Annotated in this window: 17 protein-coding genes; 10 read left to right on the forward strand and 7 right to left on the reverse strand. The window is 70.8% G+C overall.

The features are described 5' to 3' along the window. Positions 1-120 precede the first annotated feature (120 nt). Together LB823_RS13170 and LB823_RS13175 are read right to left on the reverse strand one after the other, a co-directional pair. Positions 121-1,764 carry a long-chain fatty acid--CoA ligase gene (locus LB823_RS13170; protein WP_224647693.1) on the reverse strand — a complete coding sequence of 548 codons (1,644 nt, stop codon included), beginning with the start codon at positions 1,762-1,764 and terminating at the stop codon, positions 121-123. 45 nt (positions 1,765-1,809) lie between these two features. Further along, positions 1,810-2,580: an SDR family oxidoreductase gene (locus tag LB823_RS13175; RefSeq protein ID WP_224647694.1), complete on the reverse strand. Its 771-nt coding sequence runs from the start codon at positions 2,578-2,580 to the stop codon at positions 1,810-1,812. A 162-nt stretch (positions 2,581-2,742) separates the two neighbouring features. Here LB823_RS13175 and LB823_RS13180 point away from each other — a divergent pair, with 162 nt between their 5' ends. Then, entirely contained in the window at positions 2,743-4,200 is a 1,458-nt protein-coding gene (locus tag LB823_RS13180; protein WP_224647695.1) for a sodium:alanine symporter family protein, read from the forward strand. Between the two features lie 25 nt (positions 4,201-4,225). On the opposite strand, the gene LB823_RS13185 is transcribed toward LB823_RS13180, so the two are convergent. Next, positions 4,226-4,777 carry a TetR/AcrR family transcriptional regulator gene (locus tag LB823_RS13185; protein WP_374201320.1) on the reverse strand — a complete coding sequence of 184 codons (552 nt, stop codon included), beginning with the start codon at positions 4,775-4,777 and terminating at the stop codon, positions 4,226-4,228. A 93-nt stretch (positions 4,778-4,870) separates the two neighbouring features. Here LB823_RS13185 and LB823_RS13190 point away from each other — a divergent pair, with 93 nt between their 5' ends. Continuing rightward, positions 4,871-6,418 (forward strand): MFS transporter, encoded by a 1,548-nt coding sequence (locus LB823_RS13190; protein ID WP_224647697.1) that lies wholly within the window; start codon positions 4,871-4,873, stop codon positions 6,416-6,418. A gap of 192 nt (positions 6,419-6,610) precedes the next feature. On the opposite strand, the gene LB823_RS13195 is transcribed toward LB823_RS13190, so the two are convergent. After that, positions 6,611-7,750, reverse strand: a complete 1,140-nt coding sequence (locus tag LB823_RS13195) for an alpha/beta hydrolase (protein ID WP_224647698.1) — start codon at positions 7,748-7,750, stop codon at positions 6,611-6,613. 451 nt (positions 7,751-8,201) lie between these two features. On the opposite strand from LB823_RS13195, the gene LB823_RS13200 reads away from it, so the two are divergent. The 6 genes from LB823_RS13200 (at position 8,202) to LB823_RS13225 (ending at position 15,607) form a co-directional block, all read left to right on the forward strand. Then, positions 8,202-8,972, forward strand: coding sequence for a deoxyribonuclease IV (locus LB823_RS13200; RefSeq protein WP_224647699.1), 771 nt, complete (start codon positions 8,202-8,204; stop codon positions 8,970-8,972). Beyond that, positions 8,969-9,682 carry a bifunctional 2-polyprenyl-6-hydroxyphenol methylase/3-demethylubiquinol 3-O-methyltransferase UbiG gene (locus tag LB823_RS13205; RefSeq protein WP_224647700.1) on the forward strand — a complete coding sequence of 238 codons (714 nt, stop codon included), beginning with the start codon at positions 8,969-8,971 and terminating at the stop codon, positions 9,680-9,682. Before LB823_RS13200 ends, LB823_RS13205 begins: the two co-directional genes overlap by 4 nt. Before the next feature lie 115 nt (positions 9,683-9,797). Then, complete coding sequence (locus tag LB823_RS13210) at positions 9,798-11,630, forward strand: acyl-CoA dehydrogenase (RefSeq protein ID WP_224647701.1); 1,833 nt, start codon at positions 9,798-9,800, stop codon at positions 11,628-11,630. 177 nt (positions 11,631-11,807) lie between these two features. Next, positions 11,808-12,476 carry a hypothetical protein gene (locus tag LB823_RS13215; protein ID WP_224647702.1) on the forward strand — a complete coding sequence of 223 codons (669 nt, stop codon included), beginning with the start codon at positions 11,808-11,810 and terminating at the stop codon, positions 12,474-12,476. A gap of 71 nt (positions 12,477-12,547) precedes the next feature. Next, positions 12,548-14,506 carry a YhgE/Pip domain-containing protein gene (locus LB823_RS13220; RefSeq protein WP_224647730.1) on the forward strand — a complete coding sequence of 653 codons (1,959 nt, stop codon included), beginning with the start codon at positions 12,548-12,550 and terminating at the stop codon, positions 14,504-14,506. Positions 14,507-14,557: 51 nt separating this feature from the next. Continuing rightward, positions 14,558-15,607, forward strand: a complete 1,050-nt coding sequence (locus tag LB823_RS13225; RefSeq protein ID WP_224647703.1) for an acyltransferase — start codon at positions 14,558-14,560, stop codon at positions 15,605-15,607. Positions 15,608-15,938: 331 nt separating this feature from the next. On the opposite strand, the gene LB823_RS13230 is transcribed toward LB823_RS13225, so the two are convergent. From LB823_RS13230 to LB823_RS13240, 3 genes are all read right to left on the reverse strand, one after another. Beyond that, positions 15,939-16,439: a hypothetical protein gene (locus tag LB823_RS13230; RefSeq protein WP_224647704.1), complete on the reverse strand. Its 501-nt coding sequence runs from the start codon at positions 16,437-16,439 to the stop codon at positions 15,939-15,941. Then, positions 16,436-16,858: a CoA-binding protein gene (locus tag LB823_RS13235; RefSeq protein WP_224647705.1), complete on the reverse strand. Its 423-nt coding sequence runs from the start codon at positions 16,856-16,858 to the stop codon at positions 16,436-16,438. Before LB823_RS13235 ends, LB823_RS13230 begins: the two co-directional genes overlap by 4 nt. 76 nt (positions 16,859-16,934) lie before the next feature. Further along, complete coding sequence (locus tag LB823_RS13240; RefSeq protein WP_224647706.1) at positions 16,935-18,218, reverse strand: acetyl-CoA C-acetyltransferase; 1,284 nt, start codon at positions 18,216-18,218, stop codon at positions 16,935-16,937. A 105-nt stretch (positions 18,219-18,323) separates the two neighbouring features. Here LB823_RS13240 and LB823_RS13245 point away from each other — a divergent pair, with 105 nt between their 5' ends. Next, positions 18,324-19,682 (forward strand): 3-oxoacyl-ACP reductase, encoded by a 1,359-nt coding sequence (locus tag LB823_RS13245; protein WP_224647707.1) that lies wholly within the window; start codon positions 18,324-18,326, stop codon positions 19,680-19,682. Positions 19,683-19,684: 2 nt separating this feature from the next. Beyond that, entirely contained in the window at positions 19,685-20,575 is an 891-nt protein-coding gene (locus LB823_RS13250; protein WP_224647708.1) for a MaoC/PaaZ C-terminal domain-containing protein, read from the forward strand. The last annotated feature ends 24 nt before the right edge of the window (positions 20,576-20,599 follow it).

The following is a 20,599-nucleotide window of genomic DNA, read 5'->3' on the forward strand; positions in this document are numbered from 1 at the left end:
GCACGCGGACAGCCCGCGGGCGAGGGTCGTCCGCATACCTCACGGAATCGTAAGAATCGCCGGAAAGAACAAGGGCCGCCGCAGCCTTCCGGCTGCGGCGGCCCCGTCGTCAGTGCTGCGTCAGCCGCGCGACTCCACGACGGTGTAGGTCCCGTCGGCGTACTCGGCGCGGATGAGCTTCTTGTCGAACTTGCCGACAGAGGTCTTGGGCACCTCGGTGACGAAGGCCCAGCGCTCGGGGACCTGCCACTTCGGCAGCAGATCGGTGAGGAAAGCGCGCTGCGCCTCGGCGTCCGCGTCGGCGGCGTCCTTGACCACGGCCAGCACGAAGGGACGCTCGTCCCACTTCTCGTCGGGCACGCCGACGACGGCGGCCTCGGCGATGGTGGGGTTGCTCATGACCGTGTTCTCGAGCTCGACGGAGCTGATCCACTCGCCGCCGGTCTTGATCATGTCCTTGGTGCGGTCGCGGATGGTCATGAAGCCGTCCGGGCTGATCGACGCGACGTCGCCGGTGCGGAGCCAGCCGTCGTGGAACTTCGACTCGTCGGAGACGTTGCCCTCGGGCGAGTAGTAGGCACCCGTGATCCAGGGCCCGCGCACCTCGAGCTCGCCGGCGGCCTCGCCGTCCCAGGGCTGCTCGTTGCCCTCGTCGTCGATGAGGCGGGCTTGCACCGACGCGGGGAAGCGGCCCTGCGTGACGCGGTAGGCGAACTCCTCGGTCTCGTCCTCGATGCCGAAGGGCGGGCGCGAGACCGAGCCGAGCGGCGAGGTCTCCGTCATGCCCCAGGCGTGCACGATGCGGGTGCCGAGCTTGTCGAAGGCGCGGATCATCGACGGGGGCACGGCCGCGCCGCCGACGACGACCTCGCGCAGGTGCGAGATGTCCTGCGGCTTCACGGCGAGCTGCGCGGCGACGCCGGCCCAGATGGTGGGCACGGCCGCGGCGAAGGTGGCCTTCGTGGCGTCGAGGATCTGCAGCAGCGGCTCGGGCTGCAGGAAGCGGTCGGGCATGATCAGCGTGATGCCGCCCATCATCGCCGCGAAGGGCAGGCCCCACGACATGACGTGGAACATCGGCACGATCGCGAGCACGGAGTCGGCATTGCCGAGCGCCATGCCCGACGACGAGTTCACCTGCATCGAGTGCAACCAGATGCTGCGGTGGCTGTAGACGACGCCCTTGGGGTCGCCCGTGGTGCCGGAGGTGTAACACATGACGGCCGCGTCGCGCTCCGAGATCTCGGGCCACGCGAACGTGGTCGGCTCGCCCGCGATGAGCTCGTCGAAGGAGTGCACCGTGATGCCCTCGGGCGCCTCGAGCGCCTCCTTCGGGCCGTTCGCGACGATGACGTGCTGCACGTTCGGGGTCGCGGCCAGGTACTTGCCGAGCAGCGGCGCGACGGAGGCGTCGACGAGGATCACCTTGTCGTCGGCCTGGTTGATGATGAACACGGCCTGCTCGGGCGAGAGGCGCAGATTCAGGGTGTGGAGCACGGCGCCCATCGCGGGCACGCCGGCGTAGGCCACCTGGTGCTCGTTGTTGTTCCACATGAACGTCGCCACACGGTCGCCCCGCTGCACGCCCAGCTTGGTCAGGGCGTGGGCCAGCTGCGCGGCCTTGTCGCCGACCTCGGCGAAGGACAGATCGCGCAGGCCCTCACCGGTCCACGTGGTGATCTTGGCCTCGGGGAAGACGCGGCGGCTGTACTCGACGAGACGGGCGATAGTCAGCTCGCCGTCCTGCATCGTGGTCTGAATCACGGTGGTGGAGACTCCTTCTCGGATGGGAAATGCAGCCGGCGGGTACTACTGGCTGGTGATCTGGTTGATCAGCCGCACGACCGACCTCGGGGCGAATTTACTCGAATTGGACAGCAGCGTGGTCAGGGTTCCGACGGAATAGTGGACCCGGGGCAGGAAGGGCACCCGGATTCCGGGGTGCACGGAGTTCCACACCTGCTCTGCGACCTCTTCGGGCGTGATGTTCACGCCGAGGGTGCGCGTGCTCTTGGCGTCGGTCTCGGCGAGCGCCGTCTTCGCCCACAGCGGCCAGATCGCGACGACGCGGATGCCGTGCTTCTCCCACTCCAGCTCCAGCGCCTCGGTGAAGCCGGAGACGTAGAACTTCGCGGCGCTGTAGGTCGCGATGCCGGGCTGGCCGTAGATCGCCGACGCCGAGCTGATGTTCACCAGGTGCGCGCCCGGCTGCCCCCTGAGGTAGGGCAGCGCCGCCTTCGCGCCGTAGGTGACGCCGAGCGCGTCGATGTCGATCTGCAGCTTGATCTGCTGCGGCGTGATCTCGTCGAGGTCGCCGCCGAAGAGCACGCCCGCGTTGTTGTCGAGCACCGTCAGGCCGCCGCCGGTGTGCTGCGTGAAATCGGCGAGCGCGGCCTCCCACTGGTCGTAGTCGGTCACGTCGAGCGTGCCGGTCACGATCGCGGGGTGCTCGGCCTTCAACTCCTCCAGCGCGGCGGCGTTGACGTCGTAGACGCCCACCGTCCACCCCTCGGACAGGAAGCGCAGGGCAGTGGCCCGGCCGATGCCCGAGGCACCGCCGGAGATGAAGATCGATGGCATGGCGTCCAACCTACCCGCTGGTCAGGCCGGGGTAAAGACCCTACTGAGGGTCACTCAATTAGCAGTGCGTAGCGGCGCCCGGCCCGCGCACGGGAGGCCCGACGGTGCCGTCGCCGCGCCCGTGAAACCATCGTTTCACCGCACGCTTCACGAGAGGAACGGATGACCTCGCTCTTCGACCACGTCAACACCGGCATCGGTTGGCTCAGCACGAACCTGTACAACTACGTGCTGATCTACCTGCTGCTGGGCGTCGGCGCCTACATGACGATCCGCACCCGGTTCGTCCAGGTCCGACTGCTGCCCAAGATGATCCGCGCGATCGGCTCGTCCCGCTCGGACGCCGAGGGCGGCATCTCGTCGTTCCAGGCGTTCTGCGTGGGCCTCGCCTCGCGCGTGGGCACCGGCAACATCGCGGGCGTGAGCGTTGCGCTCGTCCTCGGCGGCCCGGGCGCGGTGTTCTGGATGTGGGTCGTGGCGCTGGTCGGCATGGCGACGGCGTTCGTCGAGGCGACGCTCGCGCAGATGTTCAAGGTGCGCAACGCGGACGGCAGCTTCCGGGGCGGGCCGGCGTACTACATCCAGCGCGGACTCGGCTCGCGCCGCTGGGGCATGGTCTTCGCCGTGCTGCTGATCTTCGCTTTCGGTTTCGCCTTCAACATGGTGCAGGCCAACACGATCGGCGGCTCCCTCGCCGCCACGTTCCACGTCGACACCGCGTGGATCGCCGTGGGCCTCATGGTGATCACGGCACCGATCCTCTACGGCGGGGTGCGACGGATCGCGAGGGTCGCCGAGGTGATCCTGCCCGTCATGGCGCTGATCTACGTCGCCATCGCACTGGTGATCGTGGCCCTCAACATCACGGCCTTCCCCGAGGTGATCCGGCAGATCGTGGCCGGCGCGTTCGGGCTCGACGAGGCCCTCGCAGGCACCGCCGGCGGCATCCTGGCCGCCCTGCTCAACGGCGTGAAGCGCGGCCTGTTCTCCAACGAGGCCGGCATGGGCAGCGCGCCCAACACCGCGGCGACCGCGACCGTCTCGCATCCGGTGAAGCAGGGTCTGATCCAGTCGTTCGGCGTCTTCGTCGACACCATCGTCGTGTGCACCGCGACCGCCTTCATCGTGCTGGTCTCCGGCGTCTACACGCCGGGCAGCGAGCCCGAGTCCGGCGGCGCCGTGCTCACGCAGGACTCGATCTCGGCCGTCCTCGGTACCTGGACGACGGTGCCGATGGCCCTGCTGGTCTTCGTCTTCGCGTTCTCGTCGATCATCGGCAACTACTCCTACGCCGAGATCAACCTCAACTTCCTCGGCCTGGAGGGACAGCGACTGCGCGTCCTGCAGACCCTCGTCCTCGCCGCCGTCGGCGTCGGCACCCTCGCCGAGCTCGACACCGTCTGGATGCTCGCCGACGTCGCGATGGCGCTCATGGCGACGGTGAACCTGATCGCGATCGCCCTGCTCGGCAAGTGGGCCTTCGGTGCGCTCCGCGACTACGACGCGATGACCAAGCGCGGCGTCGATGACCGGTTCGTCGGGCGCGGCAACCCGAACCTCCCCGGCGACCTGCCGGGTGATGTGTGGGACCCCGTCGACGAGACGGCGTCCACCCGCTGACCTACTCCCGACGGCCGGTCCGCCGTCAGGGCGCCCCGTCGACCATGCGGGCGACGACGGCCAGCAGTCCGGCCATCTGCTCATCGGTGGCGCGGCGGCGGCCGCCGCTGAGGGCGGCGTCGTAGTAGAGGCCGTCGCCGAGGAGCAGGACCGCGCGGGCGGTGGCCTCGTCGGGCACCTGGTCCTGCACCGTCGCGAGGAAGCGGTCCTGCATCGAGCGGATCGCGCGCTCGGCGCGATCGTTCGCCGCCTGGCTCAGCCGCAGCACCGCGACGATCGCGCGGTCGAGCTGCGAGTCGTCGTAGTTCGACGTGCGCACGTAGTACTCCACCGCTCCCTCGGGCGCGGCGGCCATCAGCTCGACGTCGGCGGCGACGAGCTCGTCGAGCCAGTCGCACAGCCCGTCGACCAGGGCCTTCTTCGACCCGAAGTGGTAGAGCAGCCCGCCCTTACTGACGCCGGCCTCCGCGGCGACGGCCTCGAGCGTCGCGGCGCGTTCGCCGTGCTCGATGAGGATCTTCACGAAGGCGTCGAGCAGTTTGGCGCGGGCGGCGGGAGGGGGTGGCACACCTCGCATCGTAGGGGTGATCGCGGTCTCTCGTTTCTGTACCGTCCAGCTGGTACAGTAACGACGAACTCGAAAAGCCACGACACCTCAGGAAGTGCCGCCATGACCACCACGCTCCCCACCACGACCGCGTCCCCGCGCGCCACGGTGCGCGACTGGGGTGCGCTCGCGGTCCTGATGCTCCCCGTCCTCCTGGTCTCGATCGACGGGACCGTGCTCGGCTTCGCGCTGCCCTCGATCGCCGCCACGCTCGGCCCGACGGCGGCGCAGCAGCTGTGGATCATCGACGTCTACCCGCTGGTGCTGGCCGGCCTGCTCGTCTCCATGGGCAGCCTGGGCGACAGGCTGGGCCGGCGCCGCCTCCTCCTGCTGGGCGCGACGGGTTTCGCCGCGATGTCGGTCGTGGCCGCGTACGCCCCCACCGCGGGCGCGCTCATCGCCGCCCGCGCGGGCCTCGGCTTCTTCGGCGCGATGCTGATGCCGTCCACGCTCTCGTTGCTGCGCAACATCTTCACCGATCCGCAGCAGCGTCGGCTCGCGATCGCCGTGTGGGCGTCGTGCTTCGCCGGCGGCGCCGCGCTCGGCCCCATCGTGGGCGGCTTCCTGCTGGAGCACTACTGGTGGGGCTCGGTCTTCCTCATGGCCGTGCCCGTGCTGATCCCGCTCCTGGTGCTGGCGCCCATCTTCGTCCCCGAGTCGCGCGACCCCAATCCGGGCCGCATCGACCCGGTGTCGATCGTGCTCTCGCTGCTCGCGCTGACCCCGATCGTCTACGCGGTGAAGACCCTCGCCAAGGGCGGCGACCTCGCGATCGTCGCGGTGGCGCTGGTCGTCGGCGTGGTGTCCACCGGACTGTTCCTGCGCCGGCAGCTGCGCCGCCCGGACCCGATGCTGGACGTGCGGCTGTTCGCGGACCGTCGCTTCTCGGGCGCCGTCGCGGTGAACCTGCTCAGCGTCTTCTCGCTGGTCGGCTTCATGTTCTTCGTCTCGCAGCACCTCCAGCTGGTGGTGGGGATGAGCCCGATGGACGCCGGCTGGGCGCTGGTCCCGGGTCTGATCACGATGATGGTCGCGGGCCTGTACGTGGTGCGGGTCGTGCGGTGGATCGCCCCGTCGACCGTGGTGGTGGGCGGCATGCTCGTCTCCGCCGCCGCGTACGCCGTGGTGATGGCCTTCGCCTCGCCGGAGTCCACGCTCGCCGTGCTCATCGCCTTCGCGATGCTCGGCGTGGGCATCGGCGCCGCCGAGACGCTGTCGAACGACCTCATCGTCTCGTCGGTGCCCGCCGAGAAGGCGGGCGCGGCCTCGGCCGTCTCGGAGACCGCGTACGAGCTCGGCTCCGTGCTCGGCACCGCCGTCCTCGGCTCGATCCTCGCCGGGGCCTACGCCGCGAAGCTCGCGCTGCCCGCCGGCCTCACCGCCGAGCAGGCGGCCGACGCCGGCGAGACCCTCGCCGGGGCGCACCACGTCGCCACGCAGCTGCCGGCCGAGGCTGCCGACGGCCTGGTCCGGGCCGCCGGTCAGGCCTTCGACGCGGGCGTCTCGGTGACCTCCGCGATCGGCGTGGTGCTCATGCTGGCCGCGGCCTGGATCGCGCACCGCACGCTGCGGGCGCCGTCCTCGTCCGCCGCCACGACCGTCGCGCAGTAGTCCCGCAGCCGCCGCGCCGCGGCGCTCGCCGCCTCCCCATGGGCGGTGAGCGTCGCGGCCGCGCGGGCCGCGAAGGCCAGCACCTCCGGCGGCCCCGTCGCCGCCCGCCACCGCGCGGCCTGCTCGGCGAACCCCTCGGCCGCGTCCTCCCACCCCGCGGCGACGCGTTCCAGCTCCCCGATGTCCACCTCGTCACCGGACATCCGCTCCCCCTCCCGTCAGGATCGTCGCGAACGCGTCCAGCGCCCGCGAGCCCTCATCGAAGTACCCCGAGTGCGCCCCCATGCCGAATCCGGTGGGCCCCTCGGCGTCCACCGCCGTCGCCCCGAACGACGGTGCCGCCGGGTCCATCCCGAGCCCCAGCTCCACGCCGAACCACCGGCGAAGCCCCTGCGCGGCGCCGTCCGTCGCGCCGACCCGAGGGATCGGATCGTCGGAATCGCGGGCCACGAAGACCGGCATCCCCAGCTCCGACGCGGACCGCACCGGGCCGGCACCCGGGGAGCCGAGCAGCACCATCGCGTCGACGGTGCCCGCCAGCGCCCCGCCCGCGCCCGCCGTGGTCGCCGTGGTCGCGCCGTAGCTGTGGCCGAACACCACGACCCGCGGATCGTCGGGCCGCATCCGCGCGAGGTCGTCGAGGTCTGCCCGCAGCTCGGCGGCGCCCCGTCGGGCGTGGGCACCGGTGAGGACCTGCGCGACGGCCGCCCGGCCCGACGGGGCGTCGTACCCGATCCACGCCAGGGTCGCGGTCGACGTCGCCGGGTCCGCGCGCCGGGCGGCGACCTGCAGGTTCGCGGCGTTGCGGGTGACCGCCCCGATCGACACCGCCGTGGTGCCCATGCCCGGGACCACGACGCCGATGGTGCGGGCGGTGTCGAGATCGCCGATCGCGACCGCCACCGCGCCGTCGCCGCCGAAGGCGTCCGGGTCGTACTCGAACAGCTGCACCGTCTCGCCGCCGCGGCCCAGCTCGCGCAGCCGCGCGTCGATCGTCTCGAGCAACCGCCGCCGCGGACCGGGCGATGCGGCTGCCAGATCCGCGGCGAGGCGGGCGCGGTTCTCCCGGTCCCGCTGCGCGGCGGACGCCGGCCGGCCCGGCCCCCGCACCGGGGTCGACGGTGCCGGCACCCCGCCGCCAGGCGGCACGGCGGCGGGGAGCTCGATCGTGGCGAGACGGGCCGCGAGTTCGCCACCTCCACTGCGGATTTCCGCCGCCGCGCGGTCGAGCGCCGCGTCGAGCTCCTCCGCGGCGCGTGCCTCGAGTCCCGCCCAGCGCTCGTACGCGTCCGCGGGTTCGCCCCTCCACGCCGTCGTCCGCACGACCATCATGGCGTCACGCTAAGCCGCCGCCCTCCCGCGCTCGGACCGCGAACCGGGTGCGCGGGCACCGTCATCCACAGGACCGCGGTCCTCCACAGGCACGCCGAGACAGCGCGGCCACAGCGATCATCCCCCGCGCCGCGTCGACGGGGCGTGGGGGACGGTTCCTCCCCCACCGAACGCCGCTCCTCCCGTGGGGGAGCGGTTGTCCCCCACGCGGCGTCGACGTCCCCCGCGCGGCGCTCGTGGTCGCTCCACGGAGGCGATCTCCGTCGCCGGGTCGCCGCACGACCGGGCACGACGGCGGACCACCGAGACCGGGACATGCGTCCGACGCATGGCATTCCTCACGGATTCGCCTTCTACCTGCGAAGACCGGGCCATGCGTCGCACGCATGGCTCCCGCAGGAGAGACACCGACCCGCCGACCCGCGGGCGGGCGAGCCACTACGCTGGACGCATGCGCATCGGAGCCCATGTCCGCAGTGACACCCACCCCGTCGAGACGGCCGAACAGCTGGGGGTGGACGTGATCCAGATGTTCGTCTCCGACCCTCAGAGCTGGAAGAAGCCGGAGCCGCACCCGCAGACACAGGCGCTCAAGGATTCGCCGCTGGAGATCGTGGTGCACTCGGCCTACGTCATCAACGTCGCGAGCCTGAACAACCGGCTCCGGATGCCGAGCCGCAAGGCCGTCGAGCAGCAGGCCGCGGCGGCCGCCGACCTCGGCGCCTTCGGGCTCGTCGTGCACGGCGGACACTTGCGCGACGGCGAGGACCTGCTGGCCGGAATCGACAACTGGCGCAAGCTCTTCACCCGCCAGGAGGAGAAGGGCGGCTTCGGCGTGCCGATCCTCATCGAGAACACCGCGGGCGGCGACGGGGCGATCGCGCGCCAGCTCGAGACCATCGACCGGCTGTGGGACGCGGTCGGCGACCAGGGCGCAGGCTTCTGCCTCGACACCTGCCACGCCTGGGCGGGCGGCGAGGAGCTGATGGGCATCGTCGAGCGGGTCAAAGCGATCACCGGCCGCATCGACCTCGTGCACCTGAACAACTCGCGCGACGAGTTCGACTCCGCCCGCGACCGGCACGCCAACCTGCAGGACGGCACCATCGACCCCGATCTGCTGGCCGACGTCGCCCGCGCCGCCGGCGCCCCGATCATCCTCGAGACCCCGTCCGAGGGCCTCGCCGACGACGTGGCCTACCTCAAGGAGGCCCTGCTGTGAGCACCCCCGACACCACCCCGGACGGCATCGACCGCACCGATCAGGAGCGGGAGGAGGGCGGCATCGGGCCGCTCTCCCCCGCCGCGCTGGCACGCGAGGAGAAGCAGGTCCGCGGCGCGCAGGAGTGGGACGACCGGTACCGCGCCACCGAGCTGGTGTGGGGAACGCCACCCGACCCGTGGATCGTCGAGCAGGTGACCGTGCTGCCGCCCGGCCGGGCCCTCGACGTGGGCGCCGGCGAGGGGCGGCACGCGCTGTGGCTCGCGACCCGCGCGTGGGACGTGACCGCGGTCGACTTCTCGCGCGTCGGGCTCGACAAGGCGGCGACGGTGGCCGCCCGCTCGCCGCGCACCGTCCGCGCCCGGCTGCACTGGACCCCGCTCGACATCACCACCGACGACATCCCCGATCAGCCCTACGACCTGGCCGTCTGGGCGTACCTGCACCCCGATCCGGAGGACCGGGCGGCGGCGATCGCGAAGGTCGCGCAGTCACTGGCACCGGGCGGGCTGCTGCTTCTGTTGGCCCACGAGAAGGCGGACTCGCACCCCGGCCTGCCGACCTTCGGCGCCGCCGAGCTGTCGGAGGCGCTCCCCGAGGACATGGTGGTGGAGCACGTGGAATGGCGCGAGAGTGATCCGTACCACGGCACAGGTACTGACCTGGCCGTTCGCGCACGTCGTCGGCGCGGGGAGGCGATCGCACCCTAGGGGTGCTTGCACTTGTTCGCACGCGGCGAGCGCGTTATCCTATGGATATTACCGAGCGGTAACTTACCGAGAGGTAACAGTCCGACAGCCTGATCTGAGAAGGTGGAACAGCCCCATGGGCCATTACAAGAGCAACGTCCGCGACATCGAGTTCAACCTCTTCGAGGATCTCGGCGTCGGCGAGGTGCTGGCTTCCGGTGCGTACGGCGACCTCGACGAGGACACCGCCAAGGAGATGCTGCGCGAGGCGGCCCGTCAGGCCGAGGGCCCCATCGCGGAGTCCTTCGCCGAGGCCGACCGCAACCCGCCGGTCTTCAACCCGGAGACCCACGAGGTCAAGATCAACGAGGCCTTCAAGAAGTCGCAGGCGATCTTCGCCGACGGCGGCTGGGCCTACCTGGGCCTGAACGACGAGCTGGGCGGCACCGACGTCCCCCGCAACCTGTACTGGGGCATCGGCGAGCTCTTCCTCGGCGCCAACCCGCCCGTCTTCATGTTCGCCGCGGGCCCCGGCTTCGCGCAGATCCTCTTCGACGAGGGCACTGACGAGCAGAAGAAGTGGGCGAAGATCGCCGCCGAGCGCAACTGGAACGCCACCATGGTGCTCACCGAGCCGGACGCCGGCTCGGACGTGGGCGCCGGCCGCACCAAGGCCATCAAGCAGGAGGACGGCTCCTGGCACATCGAGGGCGTGAAGCGCTTCATCACGTCCGCGGTGATGGACGGCATGTTCGAGTCGACCTTCCACCTCGTGCTCGCGCGCCCCGAGGGCGGCGCCCCGGGTACCAAGGGCCTGGGCCTGTACTTCGTGCCGAAGCACCACTTCGACGAGCAGGGCAACCTCGGCGAGGAGAACGGCGTCTACGTCACCGGCGTCGAGCACAAGATGGGCATCAAGACCTCCACCACCTGTGAGGTCACCTTCGGCGGCCACGGCAAGCCCGCCAAGGGCTGGCTCGTGGGCGAGGAGATCAAGGGCATCGCGCAGATGTTCAAGGTCATCGAGCACGCCCGCATGATGGTCGGCACCAAGGCCATCGGCACCCTCTCGACCGGCTACCTCAACGCGCTGGACTACGCCAAGCAGCGCGTCCAGGGCGCCGACCTGACCCAGATGGCCGACAAGACCGCGCCGCGCGTGACCATCACGCACCACCCGGACGTGCGTCGCTCGCTGCTCACGCAGAAGGCGTACGCCGAGGGCCTGCGCGCCGTGTACCTGTACACCGCCGCGCACCAGGACGTCCGCACCGCGACCCCCGTCTCGGGTGCCGACGAGGAGATGGCGTTCAAGGTCAACGACCTGCTGCTCCCGATCGTCAAGGGCGTCGGCTCCGAGCGCGCGTTCACGCTGCTCGGCACCGAGTCGCTGCAGACCTTCGGCGGCTCCGGCTTCCTGCAGGACTACCCGATCGAGCAGTACGTCCGCGACTCTAAGATCGACTCGCTGTACGAGGGCACCACCGCCATCCAGGCGCAGGACTTCTTCTTCCGCAAGATCCTCCGCGACCGCGGCGCCGCGCTCGGCCACATCGCCGGCCAGATCACCGCGTTCATCGAGGCCAACGCCGGTGGCGCCTTCGCCGCCGACGTCGCGCTGCTGAAGACCGCCGCCGAGGACGTGCAGGCCATGGCCGCCACGCTCACCGGTTTCGCGCTCGCCTCGCAGCAGGAGCCGTCGGAGCTGTACAAGGTGGGCCTCGGCTCGGTGCGCTTCCTCATGGCCTTCGGCGACCTCATGATCGGCTGGCGTCTGCTGCACCAGGCCGTCATCGCGCAGGCCGCGATCGACGGTGGCGCCGCCGGTGCCGACAAGTCCTTCTACGAGGGCAAGGTCGGCGTCGCGAAGTTCTTCGCCGCCAACATGCTGCCGCTGCTGACCTCCGTCAAGGACGTCGTCGCGGCCGTCGACAACCAGGCGATGGACCTCGACGAGGCCGCGTTCTGATCGTCGCTTCGTAGCAACGAGCACCCGAGGGCGCTCCGACCACCGGTCGGGGCGCCCTCGCCCGTTCCCGGGGTCGACCGTGCGGCCACCGCGCGCCCGACGGTGGGCGCGGCACCGTCGGGCAGCCACCGTAGGATTGCTACCGACCTGCGCCGACGACCCTCCGGAGAGCCCCGCATGGATGACGACCAGCCGAACGACGTACAGCTCACGGCGGTGAACATCGGCGTCGACGGGGAGCACGGTCCCCTGTTCCAGGGCATCGACCTGCAGTTCGGCCCCGGCCTGCACGCCGTGCAGATGCCCGCCGGCCGCGACCAGGACGCGCTGCTCCTCACCCTGGCCGGCCGGCTCAAGCCGAGTCACGGCACCGTCGACGCGCTCGGTGCGACCACCCCGGGCGCGATCCGGAAGAAGTGCGCCATCGCCGCCTTCGAGGACATCGACGACCTGGACGAGTCGGTCACCGTCGAGACGGTGCTCGCGGAGCAGCGGCGCTGGCTGGCGCCCTGGTACTCGATGGTGCCGCTCAGCGCGGGCAGCCTCGAGATGGATCAGGTCTTCGGCGATCTGGACCGGCCCGGGGCGAAGACCCGCATCGTCGAGCTGACAGACCTGCAGCTGTTCCTGCTGCGGATCACCCTGGCTCTGCTGGGGAACCGGCCGATCCTCATCGTCGGCGACCTGGAGCAGGTCCGCGACAACCCGGGACGCGCCGAGGCCGTACAGCGGCTCGGCGCGATCTCCACCCGCTACACCGTGATCGTCGGGGTCACCAACCCCCTCGGCGGCACCGCCCCGGAGCACACCCTGCACGACCGCCGCGCCCTGACCCGGAAGGACTGATCCCGATGTCCGAGAAGAACTCCGACGACACGTCCGCGAAGAAGAGCTCCTCGAAGGGCAGCCTGGTCCCCATCGCCGCCGGCCTCGCCTTCGGCTCCGAGATCAAGCGCTTCGGGCGCAGTCGGCTCACGCGCGCCGCGATCGTCGTGATGATGCTGCTGCCGCTGGTCTACGGCGCGCTGTACCTGTGGGCCTTCTGGGATCCGTTCGGCCACGTCAACAAGATGCCGGTCGCTCTGGTCAACGCCGACAAGGGGACCGAGGTCAAGGGCCAGAAGATCAACGCGGGCGCCGAGGTGGAGAAGTCCCTCGCCGACGACAAGAGTCTCGACTGGAACATCGTCTCCCCCGCCGAGGCGCAGCAGGGCGTCAAGGACGGCACCTACTACTTCATGCTGGAGCTGCCGGAGAACTTCTCCTCCGCCATCGCCTCCCCCATGACCGGCAAGCCCGAGAAGGCGCAGCTGCGCGCCGTCTACAACGACGCCAACAACTACATCAGCTCCACCATCGGCCAGACCGCGATGTCGCAGGTGCTCAACGCCGTCTCCACCCGCATCTCGGGGCAGGCCGTGAACCAGGTGCTGTCGATGATGATCACCGCCGGGTCCGGGATCGAACAGGCCGCCGACGGGGCCGGGAAGCTCCACGACGGCCTGGTCACCGCGAACGACGGTGCCGCCCAGCTCGCCTCGGGCCTCGGGACCGCGAAGACCGGTTCGGCGCAGCTGCGCGCGGGCTCGCAGCAGCTCTCCGACGGCATCACCCAGGCCACCGATCCGCTTCTCGCCGTGACGAAGGCGCTGTCCGGGCTGGGCGGGAACACCGCGCAGCTGCAGCAGAGCGCGGCCGCGCTGGTCGAGGCCGCCGACAAGGCCGGCGTCTTCGTCAAGACGCAGGACACCGCGCTGGCCGGGATCGATGCCGCGATCAGGCAGCTCGCCGTCAGCCCCGACCCCGCGGCGCGACAGTCCGCCGAGGGCCTGCGCGCCGTGCGGGCACAGCTCGCCCAGGCGTCCGTGACGCCCGCCGCGAAGCAGCAGATCATCGCCGCGACCGACGCCGCGGCCACCCTGACCGAGCAGCTCCGCACGCCCGGCAGCCCGCTGCAGACCGTCCTCGCCCAGGTCGGCGCCACCGGCGGCGACCTCACCGCCAAGCTCACCGAACTGCGGTCGGGCGCGCAGCAACTCGCCGCGGGCAACGCCACCCTCGACGACGGCATCACGCAGTTGTCCGACGGTGCCACCCGGCTCTCCGCCGGCACGGTGCAGCTGCGCGACGGCAGCCAGGAGCTGTCCACCAAGCTGCGCGAGGGCGCGGGCGCCGTGCCCAAGTGGTCGCAGGAGCAGACCTCGCAGGTCGCGCAGACCATCGGCGGCCCCGTCCAACTGGACGCGCAACACGAGAACCGCGCCCCGAACTTCGGCACCGGCATGGCGCCGTTCTTCCTCACGCTGGCGCTGTTCTTCGGCGCACTGGTGCTGTGGATGGTGTTCCGGCCGTTGCAGAACCGCGCCATCGCCGCCGAGGTGCTGGCGATCCGCGTGGTGATGGCGAGCTACCTGCCCGCGGCCGCGATCGGCCTGTTCCAGGCCGCGATCCTGTACTGCGTGGTGCGCTTCGGATTGGGCCTCGAGGTGGCCCATCCCATCGCGATGGTCTTCTTCATGATGGGGGTGTCGCTGTCCTTCATCGCGTTCACCCAGGCGGTGAACGCCTTCGTCGGGCCCGCCGTCGGCCGCGTGCTCATCATGGCGCTGCTGATGCTGCAGCTGGTGAGCTCCGGCGGCATGTATCCGGTGGAGACCACCGCCAGACCCTTCCAGATCCTGCACAAGTACGACCCGATGACGTACGGCGTCAACGGATTGCGGCAGCTGATCCTGGGCGGCATCGACAACCGCCTGTGGCAGGCGATCGCGGTGCTGGTGTTCCTGTGGGTCGCGTCGGTCACGGTGTCGTGCCTGTCCGCCCGGCGGAACCGGCTGTGGAACCTCGACCGGCTCATCCCCGCGATCAAGATCTGAGCCGCCATCGACACCGCCCCGCGCTCCGGCCACGTCCCCGCCCTCACCGGGTTGCGGGCGCTGGCGGCGTTCGGGGTGTGCGTCACGCACGCCGCGTTCTGGGGCGGCGACTTCACCCCGGACGCGCTCGGCGCCGCCTACGCGCGGCTCGAGACCGCGGTGCCCGTGTTCTTCGCACTGTCGGGGTTCCTGTTGGTGCGGCCGTGGATTCGCGCGCGGGCCGGAGGCGCGTTGCCGGACGTGCGGCGGTACCTCGTCGCGCGGGCCTGGCGGATCCTGCCGGCGTACTGGGTGGTGGTCACCGTCGTCTACGCGATCTACCTGTGGCGGCCCGACGGTTCGCCGCACGGGCACGGGTGGTTCGGATACCTGCGGCACCTGACCTTCACGCAGATCTACAGCGTGGGGTACGTGCACACGGGGCTGACGCAGATGTGGTCGATGTGCGTGGAAGTCGCCTTCTACCTGGCACTTCCACTGCTGGGGCTGTGGCTGGTGAGCGCCCGTCGGGCGTGGGCGGTGCCGGCGGCGATGGTCGCGCTCTCGGTCGGTTGGCTGCTGGTGGCCACGGCGACGGAGGTCTTCGGGAAGACGGCACGCTCGTGGCCGCCGGCGTTCGCGGCCGCCTTCGCCGCGGGGATCGTGGTGGCGCTGCTCGTGGACCGGGTGCGGCTCCCGCGGCTGCCGCTGCTGCTGGCGGTCGCGGCGGCCTACGCCGTGCTGCTGACACCGCTCGCCGGGCCGATCGACCTGCGGCTGCCCACGCCGGCGCAGGGGGTCACGAAGTTCCTGCTCGAGGCGCTGATCGGCGGGCTTCTGGTGGCGGCGTTCGCGACCGGGCCCTCGCGCGTGCTGGGTTCGCGGCCGATGGTCTGGCTCGGCTCCATCAGCTACGAGTTCTTCCTCATCCACGTGATCGTCATGGAGTTCGTGGTGCTCGACCTCTTCGGCTGGTCGCTGTTCACCGGATCGACGTGGCCGATCGTCGCCGTGACCACCGCGATCACCATCGTGCTGTCGTGGGGGCTGCGCGTGGGTGTGGAGCGGTTCCGCGCGGCGGTGAGGCGGCAGCGGGCAGCGGCGGTCGCGGGCGGTCGCTGATTCCCGGAGCGGCGGCACCGCGGGCACAGCTCGCGCCGTAGGCGATCCTCGCACCGGGTCCGTGTTGTTCCATGGAACCGATGCGTCCCGCGCATACCCTCGAAACCTCCAGGTCAGAGACGCTTTTCCACGATCAGGTGATGCGCCTGACGCATAGCCCTGCCAGGACGTACACGGCGACGGGGCGGCGGACCGTGGAGCTGGAAGACGGGGGTATGCGCCAGACGCATGGCCCGGCCCGAAGAAAATAGCGTCTACCTGCGGGTTTCGGGGGTATGCGTGGGACGCATGACTGCTCCGAACAACACACCGCCCCGCGCGGGCGACGAGCTCAGCGGAGGAGCGTGGCGGCGGCGTCGTCGAGGATCGGGCGGCGCTGGGCGGACGGGGCGTCCCAGAGCTTGCCGGTCAGGCCCTCCAGGGCCACGACCTTGGGCTCGAGCTCGCCGAGGGCCTTCGTGCGCTCCTCGCCCGACAGCTGGGCGGCGGCGATGATGCGGTCGTCGAGGGCGAAGACGGCGTCGTCGAGGGCGGCGAGATCGGACTCGGGGCCGTCGATCGCGGAATCGGCGGGCGGCGGGACGGCGGGCGCGAAGGCGCCGCGGTGCACGTCGGCGATGGCGTAGCGGGTGCGCTGATGCAGCAGCGCCTCGGTGGAGGTGGCGTTCGCCCACTCGGCGGGCGCGCGGCCGGGCCGCCCGGGGATGAGGTCGCCGGAGTTGGCGAAGTCCTGGATCCGTTTGTTGGAGTCGCGGAGGAACCAGATCACGCCGACCAGCAGGAGAACCGCCACCACCGCGATCCCGATGACGATCACGATGCCGAAACTCATGCGGTCCTCCTCGAGATGCGGGTGCGACGCTGTTCGATGATGAGGCAGCGGTCCTCGACGTAGAGCAGCCCCGCGGCCTCGGCGATCTCGCGCGCCTCCGCGGAGCGGATCCCCAGCTGCAACCAGAGCGCCGTCGCCCCGGCGGCGACGGCCTGCCGGGCGATGTCGGGCGTGAACTCCGAGGGCCGGAAGACGTCGACCAGACCGACCTGTTCGGGCACGTCGGCCAGTGTGCGGTACACCGGCTCGCCGAGGATCTCGTCGGCGTGCGGGTTCACCGGGATGATGCGCCAGCCCCGGTGCTGCATGTAGGCGGGCACGTCGTGCGCCGCCTTCGCCGGATCGACGCTGGCCCCGACCACCGTGATGGTGTCGTAGTCGCGCAGGATCCTGTCGATCAGATCGTCCGTCGCGCTCATGACACCAGCTTAGGCGGCCGGGGCCGGCTGCATCAGTCCTCGGGGGCGTCAGCCCTGAGACATCACGCCTGGGGCATCAGCCCTCGATGATGGCGGTGATGCCCTGGCCGCCGGCGGCGCAGATCGAGATCAGCGCGCGACCGCCGCCGTTCTCCTTGATCTGCTTCGCGGCCGAGGCCACGATCCGGCCGCCGGTCGCGGCGAACGGGTGGCCGGCCGCGAGCGACGAGCCGTTGACGTTGAGCTTGCTGCGGTCGATGGAGCCGAGCGGCTTGTCGAGGCCGAGGCGGTCCTTGCAGTACTCGGGCGACTCCCAGGCCTGCAGCGTCGCCAGCACCACGGAGGCGAAGGCCTCGTGGATCTCGTAGAAGTCGAAGTCCTGCAGCGTGAGGCCGTTGCGGGCCAGCAGCTTCGGCACCGCGTAGGTCGGCGCCATGAGCAGGCCGTCCTTGCCGCCGACGTAATCCACGGCCGAGTACTCGACGTCCTTGAGGTACGCGAGCACGGGCAGGCCGCGCTCGGCCGCCCACTCGTCGGAGGACAGCAGCACCGTCGACGCGCCGTCGGTGAGCGGCGTGGAGTTGCCGGCCGTCATGGTCGCGTCGCCCAGCGAGACGCCGAAGACGGGCTTGAGGGTCGAGAGCTTCTCGACGGTGCTGCCCGGGCGCAGGTTGTCGTCGCGAGTGAGGCCGAGGTACGGGGTGACCAGGTCCTCGAAGAAGCCGCGGTCGTAGGCGGCGGCCATGTTGGTGTGGCTGAGGTAGGCCAGCTCGTCCTGCTCGGCGCGGGAGACGCCCATCTCCTTGGCGGTGATGGCGGCGTGCTCGCCCATCGACATGCCGGTGCGGGGCTCGCCGTTGCGCGGGATGTCGATGCCGAGGTTCGCGGGGAGCTTCCCGAGCAGCTTGAGGCGGTCGACGGTGCTGCCCGTGCGGTTGAGCTCGAGCATCACCTTGCGCATGCCCTCGGAGACGCCGATCGGGGCGTCGGAGGTGGTGTCGACGCCGCCGCCGACGGCCGCCTCGTAGCGGCCGAGCTGGATGCCCTGGGCCGCGGCGTTGATCGCCTGCAGACCGGTGGCGCAGGCCTGCTGCACGTCGAAGGCGGGGGTGTACGGGCTCAGGGGGCTGCCGAGCACCGACTCGCGGATCAGGTTGAAGTCACGGCTGTGCTTGAGCACGGCGCCGCCGACCACGGCGCCCAGCTGCTCGCCCTGCAGGTTGAAGCGGCTCACGAGACCATTGAGGGCAGCGGTGAACATGTCCTGGTTGCTGGCCTTCGCGTACGCACGGTCCGAACGCGCGAAGGGGATCCGGTTTCCACCGAGGATGGCGACCGGACGGGTTTCGATGTTTGCCACGGGTTTCTCCCAGTGATCGAGGGTTGCTACTACCGAGTATTCTTACTCTGGAGTAAGTTGCTTGTCGATAGCCTATCGGAACCCCACACGGATGAGGTACCTCACATGCCTGATGCACCCAGCACGGACTTCTACGCGGCCTTCGTGAAGTCGGGCCCCGGCTCCTTCCTGGCCAGCCGCCTCGGCCTGCCGCAGCCGCCCGTCCTGCGCCGCTACCAGGCCGGCAAGCCCGCGCTCGCCGGCCCCGTCCTCCTCGGCGGCAAGGGCCGCCTCGTCGAGCCCGTCCGCGAGCTGCTCGCCGACTACGACCTCGTGGTCAACAACGGCGGCGCCCGCGGCGCCGAGAAGCTCGGCGGCGCGGTCTTCGACGCCACCGGCATCACCAACATCGACGACCTCAAGGGCCTGTACGAGTTCTTCGGCCCGCAGATCCGCTCCCTGGGCAACAGCGCCCGCCTCGTGGTGCTCGGCACCACCCCGGAGCTGATCGAGGACCTCGACGAGCACATCGTCCAGCGCTCCCTCGAGGGCTTCACCCGCTCCGTCGCCAAGGAGCTGCGCGACGGCGCCACCGCCCAGCTCGTCTACGTGCACCCGGACGCCGCGACCGGCGCCTCGGGCCTCGCGTCGACGCTGCGCTTCCTCCTGTCGGGCAAGTCGGCGTACGTCGACGCGCAGGTCATCCGCATCACCGACAAGGACGCCGCCGCCCCGGCCGACTGGGACAAGCCGCTCGCCGGCAAGGTCGCGCTCGTGACCGGCGCCGCGCGCGGCATCGGCGCCACCATCGCCGAGGTCCTCGCGCGCGACGGTGCCCACGTCATCGCCGCCGACATCCCCGCCGCCGGCGAGGCCCTGTCCGAGGTCGCGAACAAGGTCGGCGGCACCGCGCTGCCGCTGGACGTGACCGCGGCGGACGCCGGCGCGAAGATCGCCGAGCTGGTGAAGTCGCGCCACAGCGGCCTCGACATCGTCGTCAACAACGCCGGCATCACCCGCGACAAGCTGCTCGCCAACATGGACGAGGGCAAGTGGAACTCGGTCATGGCCGTCAACCTCAAGGCCCCGAAGCAGCTGGTCGACGACCTGCTCGCCGCCGGCGCGCTGAACGAGGGCGGCTCCGTCGTCGACGTCTCGTCGATCGCCGGCATCGCGGGCAACCGCGGCCAGACCAACTACGGCGCGACCAAGGCCGGCGTCATCGGCATCGTCGACGCCTACACCCCGGTCCTGGCGAAGAAGAACATCACCATCAACGCGGTGGCGCCCGGTTTCATCGAGACCGCCATGACCGCCGCGATCCCGCTGGCCACGCGCCAGGCCGGCCGCCTCATGAACTCGCTGCAACAGGGCGGCCAGACCGTCGACGTCGCGGAGACCATCGCCTACTTCGCCGCGCCCGCCTCGGCCGCCGTGACCGGCAACGTCGTGCGCGTCTGCGGTCAGAGCCTGCTGGGGGCCTGATCATGGCGAAGAACGTGACCGTGCTGCAGGCGCCGCCGTCGAGCCTGTCCGTGCTCACGCGCGGGCTGCGCGGCGTCCTGCCGGTGGTCGGTAAGCAGGGGAAACTCACCCCGGAGACCGCGCTGCCGGACCGGACCGTCGAGCTCACCGTCGACGTGGATCCCGCGCGAGTCGGCGAGTACTGCGAGGCCGTCGGGCTGAAGAACACCGGCGAGGTGCCCGTGATGTACCTCTACGTGCTCTCCTTCCCGCTGATCATGGACCTGTTCCTCTCGGACGACTTCCCCGCCGCGGCGGTGGGGTCGGTGCACGTGGAGAACACGATCACGCGCCGCCGCCGGGTGGAGCCGGGCGAGAAGCTGACGCTGCGCACGTCCGTCGGCAACCTGCGCGAGCACCGCAAGGGCATGCTCATCGACTTCACGACGGAGTTCACGGACGCGTCCGGCGCGTCGGTGGCGTCCGAGGTGTCGACGATGCTGATCCAGCAGCGGACCTCGCTCTCCGGTGAGCCGTCCGGTCCCGCGCCGAAGGAGGGCCGCCCCGGCGCTCCCGACGCGCTGCTCTCGGCCGACGGCGGACTGATCCGCCGCTACGCCGGCGTGAGCGGCGACCGGAACCCGATTCACATGTCGCCCATCGGCGGCAAGGCGTTCGGTTTCCCGTCGTCGATCGCGCACGGCGCGTGGACGGCGGCGGCGATGCTGCGCGTCGTCGAGGGCCACATCCCCGACGCGGTCGTGCACCACGTGCGCTTCGGCAAGCCGGTCATCCTGCCCGCGAAGATCGGGCTGTACGTCTCGCGCGACGAGGCGACCGGCGGCACCGAGATCGTCGCGAAGGACCTGAAGAAGGGCTTCCCGCACGTGACGGCCACCGTCACCCCGCTGTAAGTCCAGTTCTCCGACGGTGCCCGC

The sequence above is a fragment of the Tsukamurella sp. M9C genome (assembly GCF_020169415.1).
GTDB lineage: Bacteria > Actinomycetota > Actinomycetes > Mycobacteriales > Mycobacteriaceae > Tsukamurella.

Excerpts from the sequence above, each read along its gene's own strand:
- LB823_RS13195 (WP_224647698.1), bottom strand. The coding sequence starts at position 7,750 with ATGATGGTCGTGCGGACGACGGCGTGGAGGGGCGAACCCGCGGACGCG.
- LB823_RS13190 (WP_224647697.1), top strand. The coding sequence starts at position 4,871 with ATGACCACCACGCTCCCCACCACGACCGCGTCCCCGCGCGCCACGGTG.
- LB823_RS13200 (WP_224647699.1), top strand. The coding sequence starts at position 8,202 with ATGCGCATCGGAGCCCATGTCCGCAGTGACACCCACCCCGTCGAGACG.
- LB823_RS13180 (WP_224647695.1), top strand. The coding sequence starts at position 2,743 with ATGACCTCGCTCTTCGACCACGTCAACACCGGCATCGGTTGGCTCAGC.
- LB823_RS13210 (WP_224647701.1), top strand. The coding sequence starts at position 9,798 with ATGGGCCATTACAAGAGCAACGTCCGCGACATCGAGTTCAACCTCTTC.
- LB823_RS13250 (WP_224647708.1), top strand. The coding sequence starts at position 19,685 with ATGGCGAAGAACGTGACCGTGCTGCAGGCGCCGCCGTCGAGCCTGTCC.
- LB823_RS13245 (WP_224647707.1), top strand. The coding sequence starts at position 18,324 with ATGCCTGATGCACCCAGCACGGACTTCTACGCGGCCTTCGTGAAGTCG.
- LB823_RS13185 (WP_374201320.1), bottom strand. The coding sequence starts at position 4,777 with ATGCGAGGTGTGCCACCCCCTCCCGCCGCCCGCGCCAAACTGCTCGAC.
- LB823_RS13235 (WP_224647705.1), bottom strand. The coding sequence starts at position 16,858 with ATGAGCGCGACGGACGATCTGATCGACAGGATCCTGCGCGACTACGAC.
- LB823_RS13215 (WP_224647702.1), top strand. The coding sequence starts at position 11,808 with ATGGATGACGACCAGCCGAACGACGTACAGCTCACGGCGGTGAACATC.
- LB823_RS13175 (WP_224647694.1), bottom strand. The coding sequence starts at position 2,580 with ATGCCATCGATCTTCATCTCCGGCGGTGCCTCGGGCATCGGCCGGGCC.
- LB823_RS13230 (WP_224647704.1), bottom strand. The coding sequence starts at position 16,439 with ATGAGTTTCGGCATCGTGATCGTCATCGGGATCGCGGTGGTGGCGGTT.